This is a genomic window from Paraburkholderia sp. BL21I4N1 (assembly GCF_002973525.1).
GTDB lineage: Bacteria > Pseudomonadota > Gammaproteobacteria > Burkholderiales > Burkholderiaceae > Paraburkholderia.
Map to the genome: position 1 here is coordinate 606,663 of NZ_PVEN01000003.1, position 22,950 is coordinate 629,612.

General features: G+C 64.4%; 15 protein-coding genes. 9 read left to right on the plus strand and 6 right to left on the minus strand.

Annotated elements, in window-relative coordinates; all coding sequences use genetic code 11:
- Nucleotides 1-34 precede the first annotated feature (34 nt).
- Nucleotides 35-1,915 carry a glycoside hydrolase family 15 protein gene (locus tag B0G83_RS12215; RefSeq protein WP_105507653.1) on the minus strand — a complete coding sequence of 627 codons (1,881 nt, stop codon included), beginning with the start codon at nt 1,913-1,915 and terminating at the stop codon, nt 35-37.
- A gap of 229 nt (nt 1,916-2,144) precedes the next feature.
- Between B0G83_RS12215 and B0G83_RS12220 the strand changes: the two genes are divergently transcribed.
- Entirely contained in the window at nt 2,145-2,390 is a 246-nt protein-coding gene (locus B0G83_RS12220) for a hypothetical protein (protein ID WP_105507654.1), read from the plus strand.
- A gap of 128 nt (nt 2,391-2,518) precedes the next feature.
- On the opposite strand, the gene B0G83_RS12225 is transcribed toward B0G83_RS12220, so the two are convergent.
- Nucleotides 2,519-2,671 (minus strand): DUF3096 domain-containing protein, encoded by a 153-nt coding sequence (locus B0G83_RS12225; protein ID WP_081935917.1) that lies wholly within the window; start codon nt 2,669-2,671, stop codon nt 2,519-2,521.
- A 247-nt stretch (nt 2,672-2,918) separates the two neighbouring features.
- Here B0G83_RS12225 and B0G83_RS12230 point away from each other — a divergent pair, with 247 nt between their 5' ends.
- On the plus strand, nt 2,919-4,226 hold the full coding sequence (locus tag B0G83_RS12230) for a lactonase family protein (RefSeq protein WP_105507655.1): 1,308 nt from the start codon (nt 2,919-2,921) through the stop codon (nt 4,224-4,226).
- Nucleotides 4,227-4,347: 121 nt separating this feature from the next.
- Here B0G83_RS12230 and B0G83_RS12235 read toward each other — a convergent pair whose 3' ends face one another.
- The gene (locus B0G83_RS12235; RefSeq protein ID WP_105507656.1) at nt 4,348-8,265 is read right to left on the minus strand and encodes a DNA translocase FtsK; all 3,918 of its coding nucleotides are present in this window, start codon (nt 8,263-8,265) and stop codon (nt 4,348-4,350) included.
- Nucleotides 8,266-8,403: 138 nt separating this feature from the next.
- Nucleotides 8,404-8,991 carry an META domain-containing protein gene (locus B0G83_RS12240; protein WP_181156821.1) on the minus strand — a complete coding sequence of 196 codons (588 nt, stop codon included), beginning with the start codon at nt 8,989-8,991 and terminating at the stop codon, nt 8,404-8,406.
- Nucleotides 8,992-9,232: 241 nt separating this feature from the next.
- Here B0G83_RS12240 and purT point away from each other — a divergent pair, with 241 nt between their 5' ends.
- The 6 genes from purT to B0G83_RS12270 all read left to right on the plus strand — a co-directional run bounded on the left by purT (nt 9,233) and on the right by B0G83_RS12270 (nt 16,751).
- On the plus strand, nt 9,233-10,453 hold the full coding sequence (purT, locus tag B0G83_RS12245) for a formate-dependent phosphoribosylglycinamide formyltransferase (RefSeq protein WP_105507658.1): 1,221 nt from the start codon (nt 9,233-9,235) through the stop codon (nt 10,451-10,453).
- A gap of 238 nt (nt 10,454-10,691) precedes the next feature.
- Nucleotides 10,692-10,868 carry a DUF6726 family protein gene (locus B0G83_RS38580; RefSeq protein ID WP_181156822.1) on the plus strand — a complete coding sequence of 59 codons (177 nt, stop codon included), beginning with the start codon at nt 10,692-10,694 and terminating at the stop codon, nt 10,866-10,868.
- Between the two features lie 140 nt (nt 10,869-11,008).
- Nucleotides 11,009-11,377: an MliC family protein gene (locus B0G83_RS12250; protein ID WP_105507715.1), complete on the plus strand. Its 369-nt coding sequence runs from the start codon at nt 11,009-11,011 to the stop codon at nt 11,375-11,377.
- A 295-nt stretch (nt 11,378-11,672) separates the two neighbouring features.
- Entirely contained in the window at nt 11,673-13,325 is a 1,653-nt protein-coding gene (locus tag B0G83_RS12255) for an acetolactate synthase large subunit (RefSeq protein WP_105507659.1), read from the plus strand.
- Nucleotides 13,326-13,368: 43 nt separating this feature from the next.
- Nucleotides 13,369-14,805, plus strand: coding sequence for an aldehyde dehydrogenase family protein (locus tag B0G83_RS12260; RefSeq protein ID WP_105507660.1), 1,437 nt, complete (start codon nt 13,369-13,371; stop codon nt 14,803-14,805).
- 452 nt (nt 14,806-15,257) lie between these two features.
- Nucleotides 15,258-16,751, plus strand: a complete 1,494-nt coding sequence (locus B0G83_RS12270) for a DEAD/DEAH box helicase (protein WP_105507662.1) — start codon at nt 15,258-15,260, stop codon at nt 16,749-16,751.
- Nucleotides 16,752-17,001: 250 nt separating this feature from the next.
- On the opposite strand, the gene gluQRS is transcribed toward B0G83_RS12270, so the two are convergent.
- Both gluQRS and B0G83_RS12280 read right to left on the minus strand, forming a co-directional pair.
- Nucleotides 17,002-17,898 (minus strand): tRNA glutamyl-Q(34) synthetase GluQRS, encoded by an 897-nt coding sequence (gene gluQRS / locus B0G83_RS12275; RefSeq protein ID WP_105507663.1) that lies wholly within the window; start codon nt 17,896-17,898, stop codon nt 17,002-17,004.
- Between the two features lie 118 nt (nt 17,899-18,016).
- On the minus strand, nt 18,017-18,880 hold the full coding sequence (locus tag B0G83_RS12280) for a sulfurtransferase (RefSeq protein ID WP_105507664.1): 864 nt from the start codon (nt 18,878-18,880) through the stop codon (nt 18,017-18,019).
- A gap of 457 nt (nt 18,881-19,337) precedes the next feature.
- Here B0G83_RS12280 and dnaE point away from each other — a divergent pair, with 457 nt between their 5' ends.
- Nucleotides 19,338-22,922 carry a DNA polymerase III subunit alpha gene (gene dnaE, locus B0G83_RS12285; protein ID WP_105507665.1) on the plus strand — a complete coding sequence of 1,195 codons (3,585 nt, stop codon included), beginning with the start codon at nt 19,338-19,340 and terminating at the stop codon, nt 22,920-22,922.
- The last annotated feature ends 28 nt before the right edge of the window (nt 22,923-22,950 follow it).

The following is a 22,950-nucleotide window of genomic DNA, read 5'->3' on the forward strand; positions in this document are numbered from 1 at the left end:
TTCGCGTACTGCCTGCACGCAAACTGTCATTAAATCATGCTACTGGCGATGCTGCTCCGCCGCTATCGGGGCTTGCCTCAGCCTCAAGTTCCGGCTGTCCGGTGCCGTTATGCGGCGGCTGCCCGGTGGCCTGTGCCATCTGCTGTTCGTGCTTCATCAGGTTCAGGCCGGTATGTACCAGCGCCACATGCGAAAACGCCTGCGGGAAATTGCCGACGAGACGCTTTGTCACCGGGTCGTATTCTTCCGCGAGCAAACCGACGTCGTTGGCGAGCGCGAGCAGCCGCTCGTACATGGCGATCGCTTCGTCGAGGCGGCCTTGCAGCGCCAGGTTGTCCACCATCCAGAACGAGCACGCGAGAAACGTGCCTTCGCCGGGTGGCAAGCCGTCGTCGAATTCGGTGCTGCGGTAGCGCATCACGAAGCCGTCATGCATCAGATCTTTCTCGATCGCCGCGACCGTGCCTTTGACGCGCGGATCGTCAGGCGGCAGGAAGCCGACCATCGGCATCAGCAACACGCTGGCGTCGAGTTGATCGCTGCCGTACGACTGCGAGAACGCGTTCAGTGTCGGGTTCCACGCCTGGTCGCAGACCTGCGCGTGAATCGTGGCGCGGGTCGCGCGCCAGGCGTCGAGCGGGCCGTCGAGGTGGAACATTTCCGCCGAGCGGATCGCACGGTCGAAAGCGACCCACGCCATCACCTTCGAGAACGTGAAGTGCTGGCGGCCGCCGCGCGTTTCCCAGATGCCTTCGTCGGGTTCCTGCCAGATCGTGTCGAGGTGGTTCAGCAGCGCGCGCTGCACGTTCCACGCGGTGTCGTCCGCCTGCAGACCGCCAACCCGCGCCAGATGCAGCGCGTTCATCACTTCGCCATACACGTCGAGCTGACGCTGGCCGACCGCGTTGTTGCCGATCCGTACCGGCTTTGCGTCCTGATAGCCCGGCAGCCAGTCGATCTCGAACTCGGGCAAACGCCGCTCGCCGGCAATGCCGTACATGATCTGCAATTGATCCGGCGCGCCGGCCATCACGCGGCCGAGCCAGCTGCGCCATGCGCGCGCTTCGTCGTAGTAGCCGCCGCGCATCATGGCGAGCAGCGTGATGGTGGCGTCGCGTAGCCAGCAGTAGCGGTAGTCCCAGTTGCGCGTGCCGCCGAGCTGTTCCGGCAGCGACGTGGTGGGCGCGGCGACGATGCCGCCGGTCGGCTCGTAGGCGAGCGCTTTCAGCGTAATCAGCGAGCGGCGGATCGGCTCGGCCCAGCGTCCTTCGACCGTGCCGCGCGCCGACCATTCGAGCCAATGATTCTCGGTGCGCGCGAGCGACGTATGCGGATCGCGCGCAGGCGGAATGCGCAGATGCGAGGGCGCGTACGCAAGCGAAAACGGCACGCGTTCGCCTTCGTTCACCGTGAATTCGGCGACGGTTTTCATATTCTCGCCACGCAATTCGACGGGCGTGCGTAGCACGGCGGTATCCGGCCCGACGATCGCCTTGATGCCGTTGTCGTGCTTCAGACGGTCGACCCACGGCACCGAAAAGCCGTAGTCGAAGCGCAGCACCAGTTCCATCTTCATGCGAACGCTACCGCGTTTGCCGACGACGATCCGCACCATCTCCGACCAGCCATTGCCCGGCGGCATGAAATCGATCAGCGTGACGGCGCCCTCGGGCGTTTCGATATAGGTTTCGAGAATCAGGGTTTCGCCGCGATACCGGCGTGTGACGGTGGGCGTGGCGTCCGTGACCGGCGCGATCAGCCAGCGGCCGTTGTCGGGCGTGCCGAGCAGGGCGGCGAAGCAGGCGCCGGAGTCGAAACGCGGCCAGCAGAGCCAGTCGACGGAACCGTCGCGGGAGACGAGCGCGGCCGTATGGCCGTCGCCGATAAGCGCATAGTCTTCGATGAGTGCGGGCATGGAGTACGTGTCAGAGTGACGCACGGCGGGCACCGCCGCGCGCGAGGTCGTGGTGTTTACCGGACTCGCGTAATGCGCTTTGGTTCATCGGGCAATACCGCGAAACGCGGGTTGGTAAATTGTCAAATCCCTGCCTACAATCGGATTTCGAGCCGATGCCCGGAATGCTCCGGATCGTGATCGGCCTTGCCCATGGCGCATAGAGACGCCGCTTCCGAGGATCCGAACGATGCTGAACCCGTCGAAAACCGATTGCATCACCATACTCTCGGCCGCGAGCAAAGTGGCCGACGATTCGATGTTGCCTCTCGATCATGGCCGGTTGGGCCTAAGCCGCAACGGCATGTTGACGGCCATGGCCTTTCTGGTCGAACGGGCCTGCTTCCGCCGCTATCAACACGGTGACGGCCATTATGCCGTCGGCGGATTGTCGTTGCAGGGGCGTTTGCGTCTCGAGCAGCTTTCGAACGGCTGACTGCCGGTCCGACTACCGGCCTGACTGCGGGCCGCGTGTCGAACTGAACATCCTGAACCCACGCACGACCGGTTTCAAACGCCGGTCGTGCGTTGTCGTGCGTTCATGGGTTGCGCTCGTTGCCCGCTTCAAAAATGCGTCGACCCCATGCCGAAGATCCCGATGATGCCGATGATGATCAGATAGAGCGCGACGATGTAGTTCAACAGGCGCGGCATGACGAGAATCAGAATGCCGGCGATCAACGAAACGAGCGGGCCCAGGCTGAGTGTGACGTTCATGAAGACTCCGTAGTGTGAGACGCGTGAGTAACGATTAAAAAAGATTGAAAAAATGCCCCGTCGGGCGGGACACTATTTACCTATTCAGCTTCGCATGCAGCCGCCTGCCGGTCGACCGGATTCGCTGCATGATCCGACACAACGCTTCTATACTGCTCCGACAAGAACAACGCTCGACCCTTCGCGCGGCAGACCAGAGACACCATTACAACCGATTCACCGAATAACCGATGTCCAGGAGGTCTCAATGCTTCGTCGTCATCAGGCCGCTCCGCGTGCCGCCGCGGATTTTCTTCAGCCTGCCGCTGCCGCGGAGGCGGCTCGATCCACTTCATGGCGCGCGGGGCGGCCTGCTCCGTGGCGCTCCGCCCGTTCGATAATAAAAGGTTTCGCGCTCATGGTCTCGATTGTTGCAACGCATGCGTTTGCGCAAGATTCCGGCCCGGTCCCGGCCGATGGTGTTTACGACATGCTGGTCGGTACTTACACCGGCGGCACGAGCCAGGGGCTCTACGTCTATCGCTTCGATACGAAGACGGGCGAGGCGACGCGCGTCTCCGTCGCACAGACGGTTAACCCGTCGTATCTGGTGGTGAGCCGCGACCGCCGCTTCGTCTACGCGGTCAACGAATTGCCCGGCGACAACGGCCCGGCTTCGCAGCGCGGCGGCATCAGCGCGTTCCGCTTCGACGCCGCGAGCGGGCAACTGAGCTTCCTCAACAAGGTCTCGTCGGACGGCAACGATCCGTGCTACCTGAGCCTGTCGCCGGACGGCAAATATCTGCTGACGGCGAACTACTCGGTGGCGGCTGATCCGGGCGGCAGCTTCGCGGTGTTCCCGTTGCAGGACGATGGCCAGGTCGGCGCGTCGGTGCTGACCGTGCATCACGAAGGCGGCGGACCGGTGAAGGGGCGTCAGGACAATTCGCACGTGCATTCCACGGTGTTCTCGCCGGACGGTCACTATCTGTTCGCGCAGGATCTCGGCGCCGACAAGCTGTACTCGTACCGTTACACGCCGGACGGCAGCCGCGGTCTGTTTGGCCCGACCGACTGGCGCTATACGCAGGAGAAGGCGGGCACCGGTCCGCGGCATCTCGTGTTCGGCGCCAACGGCAAGCAGGCGTATCTGACGAGCGAACTGGCCGGCACGGTCAGCACATTCAATTACGAGGATGGCAAGCTCACGCAGGTGCAGACCCTGTCGTTGAGCGATCCGGGCTTCAAGGGGGCCGTGGGCGCGGCGGCGATCCATCTGTCGCCGGATGGGCGCTTCCTGTACGCGTCCAATCGCGGCGACGCGAACGACATCGTGATCTTCTCGGTGGATCCGACCAACGGGCACCTGAAGAAGATCGGCCATCAGTCGAGCCTCGGCAAATCGCCGCGTGAGTTCGCGATCGACCCGACCGGCAACTGGCTGATTGTCGGCAATCAGAATAGCGGCACGGTGTACGTGTTCAAGCGCGATCAGCAGAGTGGTTTGCTCGAAGCGAACCCGAAGCGGATCGAGATCGATTCGCCGGTGGACTTCAAGCTGGTGTCGCCGTCGTGATGGTGCGGTTCGGCGTGTGAGTTGACGACACGCGCTGAATGAAAAACGGGCCGCTCGACGACATCGAGCGGCCCGTTTTGCCTTGGCTGCCGTTCGCCGAAGACATTTGTTTTAGTTTTAGTTACTCCGCCGGCCCCGGCGCCAGCACCTCACGGCTGCCGTTGATGCCCATGGCCGATACCAGCCCAGCAGTTTCCATCTGCTCGACCAGGCGTGCCGCGCGGTTATAGCCGATGCGCAATTGCCGCTGCACCGACGAGATCGACGCGCGCCGCGTGCGCACTACGAAAGAGACCGCTTCGTCGTAGAGCGGATCGGCTTCGGCGTCCGGCGATTCGCCGAACAGGTCCTGAGCCGCGCCGCCGTCGGTGGCGGGACCGTCGAGAATGCCTTCCTCGTATTGCGGCTCGCCGAACTGCTTCAGATACTCGACGATCCGATGCACTTCCTCGTCGGCGACGAACGCGCCGTGCACGCGCTGCGGGTAGCCGGTGCCCGGCGGCAGGAATAGCATATCGCCCTGACCGAGCAGCGATTCCGCGCCCATCTGGTCGAGAATCGTGCGCGAGTCGATTTTGGACGACACCTGGAACGCCACGCGCGTCGGAATGTTCGCCTTGATGAGGCCGGTGATCACGTCGACCGACGGCCGCTGCGTCGCCAGAATCAGGTGGATGCCGGCCGCGCGCGCTTTCTGCGCGAGCCGCGCGATCAGTTCCTCGATCTTCTTGCCGGCCACCATCATCAGGTCGGCCAACTCGTCGATCACCACCACGATCAACGGCAGCGGCGCGAGCGGCTCGGGCGCTTCCGGCGTCAGCGAGAACGGATTGCCCAGCTTCTTGCCCTTGGCTTCGGTGTCGCGGATTTTCTGGTTGAAACCGGGCAGGTTACGCACGCCGACCGCGGACATCAGGCGGTAGCGTTTTTCCATTTCGCCGACACACCAGTTCAGCGCGTTGGCCGCCAGCTTCATATCCGTGACGACCGGCGCGAGCAGATGCGGAATGCCTTCGTAGACCGACAGTTCCAGCATTTTCGGGTCGATCATGATGAGGCGCACTTCCTCGGGCGTCGCCTTGTAGAGCAGCGAGCAGATCATCGCGTTGATCGCGACCGACTTGCCCGAACCCGTGGTGCCCGCCACCAGCATGTGCGGCGCCTTCGCCAGATCGGCGACCACCGGATGGCCGGTGATGTCCTTGCCCATGGCGAGCGTCAGTTGCGAATGCGAGTTCTGATAGACGCTCGCTTCGAGGATTTCGGACAGACGGATGGTTTGCCGTTTCGCGTTCGGCAGTTCGAGACCCATGCAGGTCTTGCCGGGAATCGTCTCGACCACGCGGATCGACGTGAGGCCGAGGCCGCGCGACAGATCCTTCATCAGGCCGACGATCTGACTGCCGCGCACGCCGAGCGCCGGTTCCACTTCGAAGCGCGTGATGACCGGACCGGCCGACGCGCCGACCACGGTGACCGGCACCTTGAACTCTTGCAGACGCTGTTCGATCAGCAGACCGGTTTCGATCAGCTTTTCTTCGGAGACGGGTTCGATGTCGATGTCGGCGGGCGCGAGCAGGTCGAGGGTCGGAAGTTCGACCGTCGATGCGGCGGGGGCGCGGAATTCGAAACCGTTGGCCGGGCTGTGGCCGCGTAGGGGCGGGCGCTGGGGAGCGGGGGAGGCTTCCGCGGGTTCAGTCGGTTCGACGGACTCGGCGCACTCGACGGACTCGATCGGGCCGGTGGACTCAATCGGCTCAATGGATTCAACAGGTCCGACGGAGCCGGCGGATTCGACCGGCAATGCTGACGGCACAGCCGTCCCTACTTGCGTCGCGAACGGCAAGCGGATTACGTTCGATGCCGGCGCCGCTTCGCTCGCCAACGGCGCCGCGTGCGATGGCGCGGCCGCATCGTTGAGGGTTTCCCACGGCGCGAGCGGCTTCGGGATGACGACCTCGGCAACCGGCGCAGGCGTTGTGGATTGCGGCTGAACGACCGGCTCGCGGTTGGTCGGGTGTGTTGTTGTCGCCGTACTGACTGGCGTCGCCGTTTCAGATGTCGCTACATGCGAACGCTCCGTCACCTGGCCGACCGGTTGCGCGTCTTCGACGTCCGCGTCCGTCACGTTTTCGGTATGAAGGAGGGATGGCGTTGCTTCGGCTTCCGCGTCTTCCTCGACGTCTAACGGAGACTCGTTGTCCGAGGTCTCGCTCTGTTGCAAGCGGGCCGCAAAGATCTGGAACGGCGTGGGGGTGGCGACGGGAACGACAGTGTGTGACGCGGGCGTGACGGCAACTGTGGGAGTGAACGAAGTCACGGGCGTCGGCGGCGTTGCCGGCGCGTGTGAGGAGTCGGCAACCGATGTCGGCGCCGCCGACGATCCGGTGACGGACGTATCCGCTGCCGATGCAGGCGCCATGACCGGCACGAATGCCGGGGCGGCTGTCAACGGCGTGTGAATGACCGGCGGTTCGATCGGCCATTGCACGACGGTTTCGGCGTCGGTTTTGGTGTTGGCTTGGGTGTCAACGTCAACGCCAATGTCGGCGTGGGCTTCAGTTTCGGCGTGACCGCCAACGTCGGCGTGCGAGGCAACGTCAACGCGAGCGTCAGCGTCGAGCGGCGCATCAAACGCGCTGTGCGCGTGCCGTTCTGCAAGCGGTATCGCGGACCCAGCTTCGGTCTGCTCCATTTCGACTGCGGATTGCGCCGGGTGAGCATGCTCAACTCCGGGCGAGACTGCCGCATTTGACGGTCCCGTGCCGAGCTTGGCATGGTCCGCGCCGTTGGTACGCGCGAGGCTCACGCCGGCGATGTCGGTCCAGCGCGCGGTGTTTTCCGCGATGCTGCGCAGCGTCTCCTCGACGCTCGCGGGCGGTGCGACTTTTTGCGTCGTCGGCATGGGTCGCGTGTAGCCGGACCCGACGGGGCGACGGGTGCTTGCCGTCGACATCGCGATGTCGGCACGCGGCGCAACCGGCGACGGTTGTCGCTGCACGGTGGCGCGATTGATCGGACCCGCCGGATTCGCCGAGCTCTGGCCCGCCGACGGACGACCCATCTGGACTGCGGCGTTCCTGACGGAACCCGCGGCCGTGTTCGCGGGTGAGTTTGTAAAAGCGTTGCCGGCCGTGCGAGGCGCGGTGCGCGTCGCAGCCGCGCTCATGGCGTGCGCCGCTTTTGCGGCACCGGCTTGAGCGGCGGCAGCGCTTGGGACACCTGCCAGACCTGCTGCGCCAGCAGCCGGCCTTTGCTCACGCAACCATCCCGCCGGCGCGACCGGCTCGGCGGGCATCCACGCGGCCTTATCCTCGGTCGATTTTTGGGCAGGCATTTGCGCTTGCCGCGGCGGCGTCGCAACCCCCGTACGCAACACCGGTTCCGCCGGCTGCGGCGCGCGGGCCCGCGGCGGCGTCGCGCCGGCACGCCAACTCGCGCCGGCATTCCGCGGGGCCGCCTCCTTGGCGGCGGTGGCAGCGCTCGCCGCACCGGTACCCGTCGCCACATCCGCACCACGCCCACGCGCCGGCGGCCGCCACACTGTCGGCCGCGCATAGCGCCCATTCGTCCTCGGCGCCATCGTATTCGTGGTCGGCGACACATGCGACGACAAACCCTCATCGACGCTGCGATGCCGCCGCGCTTCTTCGTCGCGTTTAGCCAGCCCGCGCGACAAACCCAACCCGAACGCGCCATCGGCCCACACCGCGACATCGCGCCAGCGGAAATCGATCAGCCAGGGCAGGCTGATGCCGAGCAGCGCCAGTGCCGCCAGCGGCGTGCCGATATGCCCGAGCAGATGGCCGAAGCCCGCGGCCAGCGCGTGGCCGAAACCGTTCACGCCGAGCACGCCGATGAGCGACGCCTCCAGCGTGCAACTCGCTACCATCACGCAGACGAAGCCGAGCCACAGCCGGATCGTGCCCGGACCGCGCAAACCCGCGCCGCCCGGCAGCACCGACTTCACGAGACGCCACAAAAGAGGAATGAACCAGACGGCCGACCCGCCGAACCAGCCGAAAACTACCGTGTGCATGCTAGACATCAACGAATGACGGACGCGCGAGAACGCAATCCGTCGAGTTTAAACCGGCGAAGCCAGTGGCTCCGAAAGCAGACGCAAGCGAACTCGCGTCGAAGGGAAACCGGTGCGTTGCCGCGCGCCGCGCACCGTTCATTTAGCGCTGCGGTCGAACGTCAGCGTATCGCCGTTATCGAGCACCAGTTGCATCTGCTGCGGAGCGCGCATCTGTACGCCGGTACGATCGATATGCGTCAGCGCGTTCAGATACGCGCCTTCGATCTGGCCGCCCGGCGTCATGCACGCCATACGCGTGCCGCCCAGCGTGCCGAAACTCAGCTTGCCGTCTTTCAGCCCATACGAACCCATGTAGCGGTTGCAACCGGAAAAGCCGCTCGCGTGCCGCTGACCTTTGTCGGTGGAGAGCGAGAGTGTGATCGGCGCGCCCTGATCGGCGGACGGAATCGCGCGCGCCGTGCCGTCGGCCTGCTTCCAGCCGCTCAATACCCAGCTCGTGTCGTCGAGCAATTGGGTGGCGGCGGGATTGAACGGATCGGGCGCCGCGGCTTCCGAATCGGGATGCTTCGGGATCGCGCAGGCGCTCAACAGCGCGGCGACTCCCAGCCCGGCGAAAACCGTGCGCGCATGAGGAACAAAACGCGAAGCAAATCGCGGAGCCAAATACGAGATGAAAGGTGAGGTAAAGCGCGCAATACGTCGCGCGGAGGAGCTTTGGAGCATGGCGTCGTTCCTCTTCAAACTGGCGAAGGCGTAAGGGTAACGCACTAAGCTCGCCGCACGCGAGCGCAACGGCGTGCAAAGCGCTTAATCGGGCCGTTGGCGGATCGGTCCGCGGCGCGCCCGCGCGCCCCACGCGCGGATCAAAATGCAGCCGCCGCGAGCAAGGCGCGGCGAGGGGCCAGCATGTTAACATCGTGTTCTATCCAATCCCACCCTCATCCGACTTTTATCTGGAGACTCCATGCAGATCGGCCAACGGATCGGCACGCCCCTTTCTGAATCCGCCACGCGCGTCATGCTGCTCGGCGCCGGCGAACTCGGCAAGGAAGTGATCATCGCGCTGCAACGGCTGGGCGTCGAAGTGATCGCCGTCGACCGTTATCCGAACGCGCCGGGCCACCAGGTCGCGCATCGCGCCCACGTGATCGACATGACCGACCACGCCGCGCTGCGCGCGCTGGTCGAGCAGGAGCGTCCGCACCTGATCGTCCCCGAGATCGAAGCGATCGCGACCGAGGCGCTCGCCGCGATCGAAACCGACGGTCTGGCCGAAGTGATCCCGACCGCGCGCGCCACGCAGCTCACCATGAACCGCGAAGGCATCCGCCGTCTGGCTGCGGAAGAACTCGGCTTGCCGACCTCGCCGTACGCGTTCGCGGATTCGCTCGACGAACTGCGCGCCGGCATCGCCAAAGTCGGCTATCCGTGCGTGGTGAAGCCGGTCATGTCGTCGTCGGGCAAGGGCCAGTCGGTGCTGAAGAGCGACGCCGACGTCGAACCCGCGTGGCAATACGCCATGGCCGGCGGCCGCGTGAATCACGGCCGCGTGATCGTCGAAGGGTTTATCGACTTCGAGTACGAAATCACGCAGTTGACGGTGCGCGCCATTAACCCGGCGAGCGGCGCGGTCAGCACGTATTTCTGCGACCCGATCGGCCACGTGCAGGTGGCGGGCGACTACGTCGAATCGTGGCAGCCGCAGCCCATGAGCCCGCTCGCGCTCCAACGTTCGCGCGAAGTCGCGGAGAAAGTCACAACAGCGCTCGGCGGCCGTGGCCTGTTCGGCGTCGAGCTGTTCGTGCGCGGCGACGAGGTGTGGTTCTCGGAAGTCAGCCCGCGTCCGCATGACACGGGGCTGGTCACGCTGTGCTCGCAGCGCTTTTCGGAGTTCGAATTGCACGCGCGCGCCATTCTCGGTTTGCCGGTGGATACGTCGCTGCGGGCGCCGGGGGCGTCGGCGGTCATTTACGGCGGTCTGGACGAAACCGGCATCGCGTTCGAAGGCGTCGCGGCTGCGTTGGCCGTGCCCAATGCGGATCTGCGGCTGTTCGGCAAGCCGGAAAGTTTTATCAAGCGTCGCATGGGCGTGGCGCTCGCCACCGGCGAGCATCTCGACGAAGCCCGTGCGCGCGCGAAGCAGGCCGCGGCGGCGGTGCGGCCGGTGTCAACCCAGTCGAAGTGAGGTCGAACAAGGCTACGCGAAACAGGGCGAACGAAAGCACGGCGACGCGTGTCTATGTGCCATACAGTCCGCCTTGTGCGCGGTGTCGCGCGCCGGGCCCGAATCGTTGAGGCAAGTGTAAGAAGAGGTAGGCATGGTGCAGGGATTCCGTAGCAAGCAGTCGCGCAGTCACGTCGAGTTTGAGTCCGGGTCCGACGCACGTGTCGAGTCTGGTTCCCGTGCTGGAAAACAGCGTGGCATGGCCGGGCGGTTGGGCGCACTGAGCGTGCTGCTCGCGTTGAGTGCCGGTCTGACAGGTTGCGGTCTCGCGGCCGCGCCGTGCCGGGTTGCGTCGGCGGGGCTGAAGATCGTGCCGCTGGTCGGGCACGTCGCCGCCGCGCCGACCGACGCGTGCGCGAATGTGATCGATCCGTAAGCACGGCGTCGGCGATGTGGCAAGCGAAGGCGATGTCGGGGCGCGTCATGCGGTCGCGCTGCGTGTCGGCGTCGTGCGCAGCATCGGCCCCGCGCCACGCGCCTGCGGCAAGCGGCAAGCGGCAACTAACGAGGCTTCCTATGAAGAAATGGCTTGTTGCAGTCACTACCGCGGCCGGTCTCACGGCGCTCTATGGCAATGCGTGCGCCGAACCGTTACGCCTCGCCGAGATTCAGACCAAAAACCGTCAGACGCATAAATACACCTGTGCTACCGGCAAGATTCTGCAAGTCACTTACTGGAACACGGCCAACGGGCAGAGTTTCGCGCTCGTGCCGGTGAAGGGCCAGCAACTGCTGTTCGTCAACACACTGTCGGCCTCGGGCGCGAAATACCAGGCCGGCAGCTATACGTGGTGGACCAAGGGACCGCGCGCCGACCTGTACGATGCGACCGACGGCGAGAACGCACCGCCCATGCTGTCGGACTGCGTCACCATCAATCGCTGAACGCCATGCGGCGGCCTTGCCTGTCAACGCCGCCTGGTTTGTCTGCCTCCCCCGCGTCACCTGTCTTTCGCCGCGCGGCACTGCCCGCCCGCACACATCCTTTCCGTTCGAGTAGTAAGCTGTCCGGCGTGGCATTGCAGCGCGCCGTTCCGCCATGCCGCGTGTTGTTCGCGCGGCTGCCGTCGTCTTCGATCGTCCGTATCGTCGTTATTGTCCGTTTTGTCCGTTTTGTCCGTTCCCGGACCCTGACGGCCGGGCTCACGGCCCGTGTCCGTTTCATCAAGCGAGACCCTCCATGAAAGCATCGGACCTGTTCGTCAAATCGCTGGAAGCCGAAGGTGTCGAGTACGTGTTCGGCATTCCCGGTGAAGAAAATCTCGATCTGCTCGAATCGCTGCGCCGCTCGAAAATCCGTCTGATCCTCACGCGTCACGAACAGGCGGCCGGTTTCATGGCCGCCACTTACGGGCGCCTCACCGGCCGCCTCGGCGTCTGTCTGGCCACGCTCGGCCCGGGCGCGACCAACTTCGTGACCGCCGCGGCGTACGCGCAGCTCGGCGGCATGCCGATGTTGATGGTCACCGGCCAGAAGCCGATCAAATCGAGCAAGCAGGGCCATTTCCAGATCGTCGACGTGGTGCGGATGATGGAGCCCCTCACCAAGTACACGCGGCAGATCGTCTCGATCGGCAATATTCCGGCGGCGGTGCGCGAAGCGGTGCGGCAGGCCGAAGAAGAGCGGCCCGGCGCGACGCACCTCGAATTGCCCGAGGATGTCGCGCATGAAGAGGGCGACGGCAAGCCGATCCCGAAGAGCTTCAGTCGCCGTCCGGTGGCCGAGGAAAAAGCGGTGGCGCGCGCGGTCGAGGCGATCAAGAGCGCGAAGCATCCACTGCTGATGATCGGCGCGGGGGGAAATCGCAAAACCACCACCAAGATGCTGCGCGAGTTCGTCGACCAGACCGGCATTCCGTTCTTCACGACGCAGATGGGCAAGGGCGTGATCGACGAATCGCATCCCATGTGGCTCGGCAATGCGACCTTGTCGGACGGCGACTTCGTGCACCGCGCGATCGATCACGCCGACTGCATCATCAACGTCGGTCACGACGTGATCGAGAAGCCGCCGTTCTTCATGCGCAGCGGCGAAGCGGGCGAGAAGACGGTGATTCACGTCAATTTTCTCGGCGCGGAAGTCGATACGGTGTACTTCCCGCAGATCGAGGTGGTCGGCGATATCGCCAACGCGGTGTGGCAACTGAAGGAAAGTCTCAAGGAGCGTCAGGAGCATTGGGACTTCACGCGCTTCAAGGAGATCAAGCAGCACTTCGAGGCGCATCTTGTCAAAGGCCAGCACGACGACCGCTTCCCGATGTACCCGGTGCGGATCGTCAACGACGTGTACGAGACCACGCCGGTGGACGGCATCGTGTGTCTGGACAACGGCATGTACAAGATCTGGTTCGCCCGCTATTACCGCGCGCACGAACCGAATTCGCTGCTGCTCGACAACGCGCTGGCCTCGATGGGCGCGGGCTTGCCCTCGGCGATCGCCACCAAGATCGTGCACCCGGACCGTAAGGTCATGGCCGTGTGCGGCGACGGCGGCTTCATGATGAATTCGCAGGAACTGGAAACGGCGGTGCGCCTGAAGCTCGATCTGGTGATCCTGATTTTGCGCGACGACGCGTTCGGCATGATCCGCTGGAAGCAGGAAAACATGAATTTCCCGGACTACGGCATGACGCTGGCGAATCCGGATTTTGTGTCCTACGCGGAGAGTTATGGGGCGAAGGGGCACCGGATCGAATCGGCGGCGGAGTTCGCGCCCTTACTGCGCGAATGCTTCACCACGCCGGGCGTGCATGTGATCGATCTGCCGATCGACTATTCGGACAATGAGCGCGTCTTGAACCGCGAAATCAAGCGGTTGAGCGCGCAACTGTAAGCACTGTCAGCCCTGTCAGGCATCGGAACAAGGAGAGCGCGTCATGTTGAACAAGACTTACCCGTACTACCTCGCCAACGAAGCAGTGGCGGCCAACACCGATCTCGAAGTCACCGACAAATTCAGCGGCGAAGTGGCCACCCGTGTGGCCATGGCCGACGCCGCCGCGATCGACCAGGCAATCGGCCACGCGGTGGCGGCGATGCCGGCCATGCGCGTCTTTCCGCCGTTCAAGCGCCAGGCGGTGCTCGAACATTGCGTGAAGCGCTTTCGCGAGCGTTACGACGAACTGGCGCTCGCGCTGTGCATTGAAGCCGGCAAGCCGATCAACGACTCGCGGGGCGAGGTCACACGGCTGATCGACACGTTCAAGGTAGCCGCGGAGGAATCGGTGCGGATCGACGGCGAGATCATCAATCTGGAGATTTCGCCGCGCGCCAAGGGCTATCACGGCTATGTGAAGCGTGTGCCGATCGGGCCGTGTTCGTTTATTTCGCCGTTCAATTTCCCGTTGAACCTGACCGCGCACAAGGTGGCGCCCGCGATCGCGGCGGGCGTGCCGTTCGTGCTGAAGCCGGCGAGCCGCACACCGGTCGGCGCGCTGATCATGGGCGAGATTCTGGCGGAAACCGATCTGCCGAAGGGCGCGTTTTCGATTCTGCCGGCGCATCGCGACGGCGCGGATCTGTTCACCACCGACGAGCGTTTCAAGCTGCTCTCGTTCACCGGCTCGCCGGCGGTGGGCTGGGAGTTGAAGAAGAAAGCCGGTAAAAAGAAGGTCATTCTGGAGCTGGGCGGCAACGCGGCCGCGATCGTCGACGGCGATCAGGGCGGCAAGCTCGACTACGTGGTCGACCGGCTGGCGTTCGGCGCGTTCTATCAGTCGGGGCAGAGCTGTATCGGCGTGCAGCGGATTCTGGTGCATGCCAGCCTGTACGACGCGCTGCGCGAGAAGCTGATCGCGAAGACGAAGTCGCTGATCATGGGCGATCCGAAGGACGAAAAGACCTTCGTGGGCCCGATGATCTCCGAATCCGAGTCCAAACGGCTCGCCGGCTGGATGGACGGCGCGGTGCAGGCGGGCGCGAAGATCGTCGCCGGCGGCAAGGTGGAGGGCGCGATGTTCGAAGCCACGCTGCTCGAGGATGTGAAGCGCGATAGCGACCTGTATCGCAAGGAAGCGTTCGGCCCGGTGGCGATCCTCGAGCGTTTCGACGACTTCGGCGCGGCGCTCGCCACGGTCAACGACAGCGACTTCGGCCTGCAAGCCGGCATCTTCACGGATTCGCTGGCGAACGCACACCGCGCGTGGGACGAACTCGACGTGGGCGGCGTGGTGATCAACGACGTGCCGTCGTTCCGGGTCGACAACATGCCGTACGGCGGCGTGAAGGATTCCGGGCTGGGGCGCGAAGGCGTGCGCTACGCGATCGAGGACATGACTGAAATGCGCCTGATGGTGATGCGCGAAACCTGGTAGGCGCGGGGCAATGGCGGCTAGCTTCCGGTGAGCGCGGACTGTCACGGAACTGTCGCCTGCGCGCACTACGCTCGCCAGCGAGGCGCGGCGGTGTTTTGCCGGTGTGCGCCGGTGTGCGCCGGTGTGTGGCAGTGTGTTGGCGGTGTTTGCCGGAACTCGCCGGGTTGGCGGGCATGCGGAGCGCGTTGCCGGTACCCGAACGGCGAGCGGCGACGCGGCTTTCGCCGGCGTAAGCAGAAAGCCGGCAGATGCGCCATGAGTGTTTTTGCTGAAGTGCTACAATACCGGCCTTTCCGGCGGGTGTTTCCGCCGGCCGGAGCCGGCCGCATTTTTTCCTGCAGTACCAACGGGTCCCGTGCGGAACGCCGTGGCTCCGCCTTCATCACGATGCCCTCTGCGGTTCCGACCGCTGCCGCGCGCACGCGCCAAGCGCATTTTTAGCGAAAGCCACCATGTCCGACACAGCCGTCACGCCCAGCACTGCGACTTTTGATCAATTCGGCCTCGCGCCCGATATCCTGAAAGCCGTCAAAGAATCGGGCTACACCACGCCTACGCCGATTCAGGAGCAGGCGATTCCCGTCGTGCTGGCCGGCCGCGACATGATGGGCGCCGCGCAGACCGGCACCGGCAAGACCGCGAGCTTCTCGCTGCCTATCATCCAGCGGCTGCTGCCGCAGGCGAGCACGAGTGCCTCGCCGGCCCGCCATCCGGTGCGCGCGCTGATTCTCACGCCGACTCGCGAACTGGCCGACCAGGTCGCCGCGAACGTGCAGTCGTACGCGAAGCACACGGCGCTGCGCAGCGCCGTGGTGTTCGGCGGTGTCGACATGAACCCGCAGTCCGAAGCACTGCGCCGCGGCGTCGAAATTCTGATCGCCACGCCGGGCCGTCTGCTCGACCATGTGCAACAGAAAACCGCCAATCTCGGCCAGGTGCAGATTCTGGTGCTCGACGAAGCCGACCGGATGCTCGACATGGGCTTCCTGCCGGACTTGCAGCGCATTCTGAATTTGCTGCCGAAAGAACGTCAGACGCTGCTGTTCTCGGCAACCTTCTCGGGCGAAATCAAGAAGCTGGCCGCCACGTATCTGCGCAACCCGCAGACCATCGAAGTCGCGCGCAGCAACTCCACCGCGACCAACGTGACGCAGATCGTCTACGAAGTCGCGGAAGGCGATAAGACCGGCGCGGTCGTGCAACTGATTCGCGAACGCAGCCTCAAGCAGGTCATCGTGTTCTGCAACAGCAAGATCGGCGCGAGCCGTCTCGCACGTAGCCTGGAACGCGACGGCGTGGTCGCGACCGCGATTCACGGCGACCGCACGCAGAACGAGCGGATGCAGGCACTCGAGGCGTTCAAGCGCGGTGAGATCGAAGCGCTGGTGGCGACCGACGTCGCCGCGCGCGGCTTGGATATCGCCGAATTGCCGGCGGTGATCAACTTCGATCTGCCGTTCAACGCGGAAGATTACGTGCACCGGATCGGCCGTACCGGCCGCGCGGGTGCGTCGGGCGACGCGTTGTCGCTGTGCAGCCCGAACGAGCGTAAGCAGCTCGCCGACATCGAAAAGCTGATCAAGCGTCCGCTGGACGTGCAGCATCTGACGGTGAATGCGCCCGTGCGTCATCACCACGAAGAGCGCGCGCCACGCCGTGAGCGTAGCGAAAGCCGCGGTGAGGGGCGCGAAGGTCGTGAAGAGCGAGGTGCTCGCCGCCGTTCGGGTCCGGCGTCGGCGGGTTCGTTCGATCGGCCGCATCATCATCGCGCGCAGCCGGTGGACGATTTCTTCCTCAAGCCTTATGAGCCTTCGCCGGCGTCGGTTCGCAAGGTCGAAGAGGCCGCGGCTTCTTCCGCCGCACCGCAGAAGTCCGGCTCCAAGCAGCCTTTGGCGGCGTTGCTGGGCGGGTTCGGGATGCCGCGGAAGTCGACTCCGTCTTCCTGATCGCCCGCGCGGTTACGGACTCTGGTTTTTTGCGGGTCGATCGGCGTTGCGCCCTATGCCCCGGGCGGGGCGGCCGCCGATAGTCGTGGTTTGTACAGGTTGGTCTGCGCGGCGGTTTTTCTTTAAACCGCCCTTTTTTTGCTTCGCGCTTTTCTTCGTTTTTCTTTGCTTTCCGCTTCGTTTGGCGCCGTTCGGGTTCGGTTCAACCGGGCGCGCGGGACGCTTGCCAGGCAAAAAATCCCTCTCGCATTCACTCGCCGATTCCCATTCGGCTGGCCCACGCTGCCGTGGCGGCCGCGTAAAAGCTTTCCAGCGTATCGGCCGGTTTTGGGCCGCTCGGCGTTGTCAGTTCGAGACCGAGATGCTGCGCCGCGGCGTTCAGCGCGTCGAGCGGCTGGTCGGCATCTAGCGCGGTTGCGCCGTTCTGTTTGCTGATCTTTTCGCCGTGCTCGTTCGTCACCACGGGCACGTGCAGATAGCGCGGCGTCGGCGCGCCCAGACAGCGCTGCAGATAAATCTGCCGCGCCGTCGAATCCATCAGGTCCGCGCCGCGCACGATATGCGTGATGTGATCGTCCGCATCGTCGACGACCACGGCCAGTTGATACGCCCATTGGTCGTCCGCGCGCCGCAGTACGAAATCGCCGACTTCGGTGGCCAGGTTCTGCGTCTGCGGTCCCTGCCAGCGGTCGTGGAAGGTGACGACGGCCGCGTCGCCGTCGGGCACGCGCAGACGCCACGCGCGCGCCGGTTTGCCGTGCAGGCCGTTGCGGCACGTGCCGGGGTAAGCGAGGGTCGTGTTGCGCGCATGAGCGTGCAGCAGCGAGTCGGCGATCTCCTTGCGCGTGCAGCCGCACGGATAGATCAGACCGGCGGACTTCAATTGCTCCAGCGCCTGCTGGTAGCGCGGCATGCGACGGCTTTGCCAGACCGGCGGCTCGTCCGCGTGCATGCCGAAACGTTCGAGCGTCGAGATGATGCTCTCGGCGGCGCCCGGCACGGTGCGCGGACCGTCGATATCCTCGATACGAACCAGCCACGCACCGCCATGCGCGCGTGCGTCGAGCCAACTGGCGAGCGCGCTGACGAGGGAGCCGAAGTGCAGTGGCCCGGTGGGGGACGGCGCGAAGCGCCCGCGATAGGTCATGGCTGGGTGATCGTGCTGGTTATGGAGGCAGGGTCGGCGCGAGCGGCTGCTTCAAACGTGCCGCCCGTACCGCGGAAAACTCGCTGAGGTTGCGCGCTGCCGCATTGCACCGCCGCCATCACGCCGCGTGCGCCGCCTTGCTGTCCGGATGGCACGCGGGGCACGTCTTGCCGGCCACGTACAGCGGCGACTGTTGCGCCTCGGGCGGCACCACGGCGCGACAGCCGAAGCACTGCACGGTCGACGTGGGTTCCAGCTGCGGATTCAGCGCGGTACGGTAGTCGAACACGAAGCAGTCGCCTTGATAGTGCGCGCCGCCCACTTCCTCGAAATACTTCAGGATGCCGCCTTCGAGCTGATACACGTTCTCGATGCCGACTTCCTTCATGTGGATCGCGGCCTTCTCGCAACGAATCCCGCCAGTGCAGAACGACACGACGGTTTTGCCCTCGAGGTCGGCACGGTTCTGCTCGATCACCTCGGGGAATTCGCTAAATTTCGAAATGCGGTAGTCGAGCGCGTTCTCGAAGGTGCCGACGTCGACTTCGAACGCGTTGCGCGTGTCGAGCATCACGACCGGGCGGCCCTGGTCGTCATGACCTCGGTCCAGCCAGTGTTTCAGCGTGGGGGCGTCGACGAACGGCGCGCGGCCGAGTTCCGGGCGGATCGCCGGCTTCTTCATGGTGATGATTTCGCGCTTGAGCTTGACCAGCATGCGCGTGAACGGCTGCTTGTCGGACAGGCTTTCCTTGAATTGCAGCGTGGCGAACTTGCCTTCGAACAGCGCGTCGTGACGGATGTAGTCGATGAACGTGTCGGTCGCCTCACGCGTGCCGGCGACGAACAGGTTGATGCCTTCCGGCGCGAGCAGCACGGTGCCGCGCAGGCCGAGCGCGTTGCAGCGTTCGGTGACGAACGGGCGCCATGCGGCGGTGTCTTCGATGGTCGCGAAATGGTACGCGGAGAGGTTGACGATACTCATGTGTGTCCAGCGGTAAGAAGTGGCCGGCGGCGCGGAGAACGGGGCGAGTGACGCTGCCCGCGGTTGGGCGCTCACGTTTAGACCCCGCTTGAACCCGGTGTGGCGCGGCCACGTCGAATAGGGCGAAACCCGTATTATCCCTCAACCCGGCGGTTTCCCCGACTCGGCCGAATGGCCAGGGCTTTGCGCTAGCGCAAAGCGTCCGCGATCGGGTGCCGCGTTGCGGCTCGTCACGGACAAGGGCGAAGTAAAGGCGCGGACAACGGCGCGGCAATATTACGCGGATTCGCGCGAGGGTTTTTTGACGCTCTAGGCGAGCGGCGTCGCTCCCATCTGACTGCCCGAATTGTTAAAAATAGCGCGGACCGCCAGCGCACAAAGGCTGCCGCGTTGGCGTCCTAAGCCGAACGGCTTACGCGCGGTTTTGGCCTGAAAACTCCCGAACGGTGGAGTTACAATGTCGCCCATGTCAGATCCCCGCTTCGTTCATCTCCGCGTTCACTCCGAATTCTCGATTGCCGACGGCATCGTGCGTCTTGACGACGTCGTCAAGGCTGCTGCCAAAGACGGCCAGGGTGCGCTCGCCCTTACCGATCTCGGCAATGCGTTCGGCCTCGTCCGTTTCTACAAGGAAGCCCGCGGCAAAGGGGTCAAACCCATTGCCGGCTGTGACGTCTGGATCACCAATCCCGATGACCGCGACAAGCCTTCCCGTTTGCTGCTGCTGGTCAAGGACCGGCGCGGCTATCTGAATCTGTGCGAGTTGCTCAGCAAGGCGTCGCTCACCAATCAGTATCGCGGTCGCGCGGAAGTCGAGGCCGGCTGGCTCGAATCCGGTCTGGGCGAAGGCTTGCTCGCGTTGTCCGGTGCGCAGCAGGGCGACGTCGGCCTCGCGCTCGCGGCGGGTAACGAAGAAGCGGCCAAACGCAATGCATTGCATTGGGCGAAGGTTTTCCCGGGCGGCTTCTATATCGAGTTGCAGCGGAGCGGTCAGCCGGGCGGCGAGCAGTACGTGCAGCAGTCGGTCGCGCTTGCCGCGGCGCTGAAGTTGCCGGTGGTCGCCACGCATCCCATGCAGTTCATGACGCAAGACGATTTCACCGCGCACGAAGCGCGCGTGTGTATTTCCGAAGGCGACATTCTCGCGAATCCGCGCCGCTCGAAGCGCTTCACGTCCGAGCAGTTTTTCCGCACGCAGGAAGACATGGCCGCGCTGTTCGCGGACATTCCGTCGGCGCTCGCCAATACGGTCGAAATCGCCAAGCGCTGCAACCTCACGCTCGAACTCGGCAAGCCAAAACTGCCGCTGTTCCCCACGCCAGACGGCATGTCGCTCGACGACTACCTCGTGCTGTTGTCGAAAGAGGGGCTCGAAAAGCGTCTCGAACAGTTGTACCCGGACGCGGCCGAGCGCGAAGCGCAACGCGCAACTTACTACGCACGCCTCGACTTCGAGTGCGGCACGATCATCAAGATGGGCTTTCCGGGCTACTTCCTGATCGTCGCGGACTTCATCAACTGGGCGAAGAATAACGGCGTGCCGGTGGGACCGGGCCGGGGTTCGGGTGCCGGTTCGCTGGTCGCGTACGCGCTCGGCGTGACCGACCTCGATCCGCTGCGCTACAACCTGCTGTTCGAACGTTTCCTGAATCCGGAACGGGTCTCGATGCCCGACTTCGACATCGATTTCTGCCAGCACGGCCGCGATCGCGTGATCCAGTACGTGAAGGAAAAATACGGCGCGGACGCGGTGTCGCAGATCGCCACGTTCGGCACGATGGCGGCGAAGGCGGCGGTGCGCGACATCGGCCGGGTGCTCGATCTCGGCTACATGTTCACGGACGGCATCGCCAAACTGATTCCGTTCAAGCCCGGCAAGCACGTCACGATTGCCGACGCGATGAAGGAAGAGCCGCTGCTGCAGGAGCGCTTCGACAACGAAGACGAAGTGCATCAACTGCTCGAACTTGCGCAGCGTGTGGAAGGCCTCACGCGTAACGTCGGCATGCACGCGGGCGGGGTGCTGATCGCGCCCGGCAAGCTGACCGATTTCTGTCCCCTGTACACGCAGGGCGACGAAAGCGGCGTGGTGAGCCAGTACGACAAAGACGACGTCGAAGCCGTCGGCCTCGTGAAGTTCGACTTCCTGGGTCTGACCACGCTGACGATTCTCGACTGGGCCGAGCGCTATATCCGCCGTCTCGATCCGTCGAAGCAGGACTGGTCGCTCGCGCAGGTGCCGCTGGACGACGCGCCGTCGTTCTCGATCCTGAAGAAGGCGAATACGGTCGCGGTGTTCCAGCTGGAAAGCCGCGGCATGCAAGGCATGCTGAAAGACGCGCAGCCTGACCGCTTCGAGGACATCATCGCGCTGGTCGCGTTGTACCGTCCGGGCCCAATGGACCTGATTCCGAGCTTCTGTGCGCGTAAGCACGGCCGCGAAGTTGTGGAGTATCCGGATCCGCGCGTCGAATCTGTTCTGAAAGAGACCTACGGCATCATGGTCTACCAGGAGCAGGTGATGCAGATGGCGCAGATCATCGGCGGCTACTCGCTGGGCGGTGCCGACTTGCTGCGTCGCGCGATGGGTAAGAAGAAGGCCGAGGAAATGGCCGAGCATCGCGAGTTGTTCCGCCAGGGCGCCGCGAAGAACGGCCTGACCGGCGAAAAGGCCGACGAAATCTTCGACTTGATGGAGAAGTTCGCGGGCTACGGCTTCAACAAGTCGCACGCGGCCGCGTACGCGCTGCTGGCGTACCACACCGCGTGGCTGAAGGCGCACCATCCGGCGGAATTCATGGCGGCGAATATGTCGCTAGCCATGGACGACACGGACAAGGTCAAGATCCTGTTCGAAGACTGCCTGACGAACAAGATGGCGGTGCTGCCGCCAGACGTGAATCTGTCCGCCTATCGCTTCGAACCGGTCGCCGAACCGGACGGCAAACGCTCGAAAACGATCCGCTACGGCCTCGGCGCGATCAAGGGCAGCGGCCAGAACGCGATCGAAGAAATCCTGCGCGCGCGTGAAGACGGGCCGTTCATCGACATTTTCGATTTCTGCAATCGCGTCGACCGCCGTATCGTCAATCGTCGCACGGTCGAGGCATTGATCCGTGCCGGCGCGTTCGATTCGCTGCATGCCAATCGCGCCCAGTTGATTGCCTCCGTATCGCTCGCCATGGAAGCCGCCGAACAGGCGAGCGCCAATGCGCTGCAGGCCGGGCTGTTCGACATGGGCGACGCGCCGTCGCAAGGTCACGAACTGGTCGACGAGCCGGAGTGGGCGGAAAAGAAGAAGCTGCAGGAAGAAAAGGCCGCGCTTGGCTTCTACCTGTCGGGTCATTTGTTCGACGCGTACAAGAATGAAGTACGCCGTTTCGTGCGCCAGAAGATCGGCGAATTGAAGGAAGGGCGCGACAAGCTGGTCGCGGGTGTGATCGCGTCGCTGCGCACGCAGATGACCCAACGCGGCAAGATGCTGATCGCGCTGCTCGACGACGGCACGGGCCAGTGCGAAGTGACGGTCTTCAACGAGACGTTCGAAGCCCACAAGCAACTGTTCAAGGAAGACGAACTGCTGGTCGTGCAGGGGCAGGCGCGTAACGACGCGTTCACCGGCGGCATCCGCTTTACCGTCGAGACGGTCATGGATCTCGGGCGTGCGCGCTGCCGTTATGCGGAGGCCGTGAAGGTGGAGATGAACGGCAACGCGGACGCACTCGCGTTGCGTCGCGTGCTCGAAGCGCATAGCGCGGGTAAGGACGAGCCGGCGGCCGCTCCGGCGCCGGTTGCGGCGGCGCGTGGCGGTAATGGTGGCGGTCGTAACGGCGGCGGAGGCGGCGGTTATGGCGGCGACAATGGCCGTCAGCGTCAGGCGGTGCAGATCCCGAATGGGCTGGCCGTGCAGGTGGTGTATCGCAGCGAAAACGCGCAGGGTGAAATGCGTCTGGGCGACGCGTGGCGTGTGAAGCCGACCGACGAACTCCTCGCGGCGTTACGCGGCGAGTTTGCAGGCAGCTCGATCGAGATCGTGTATTGATGGTTGGATTGCCCGCGCCGGCGTCGCG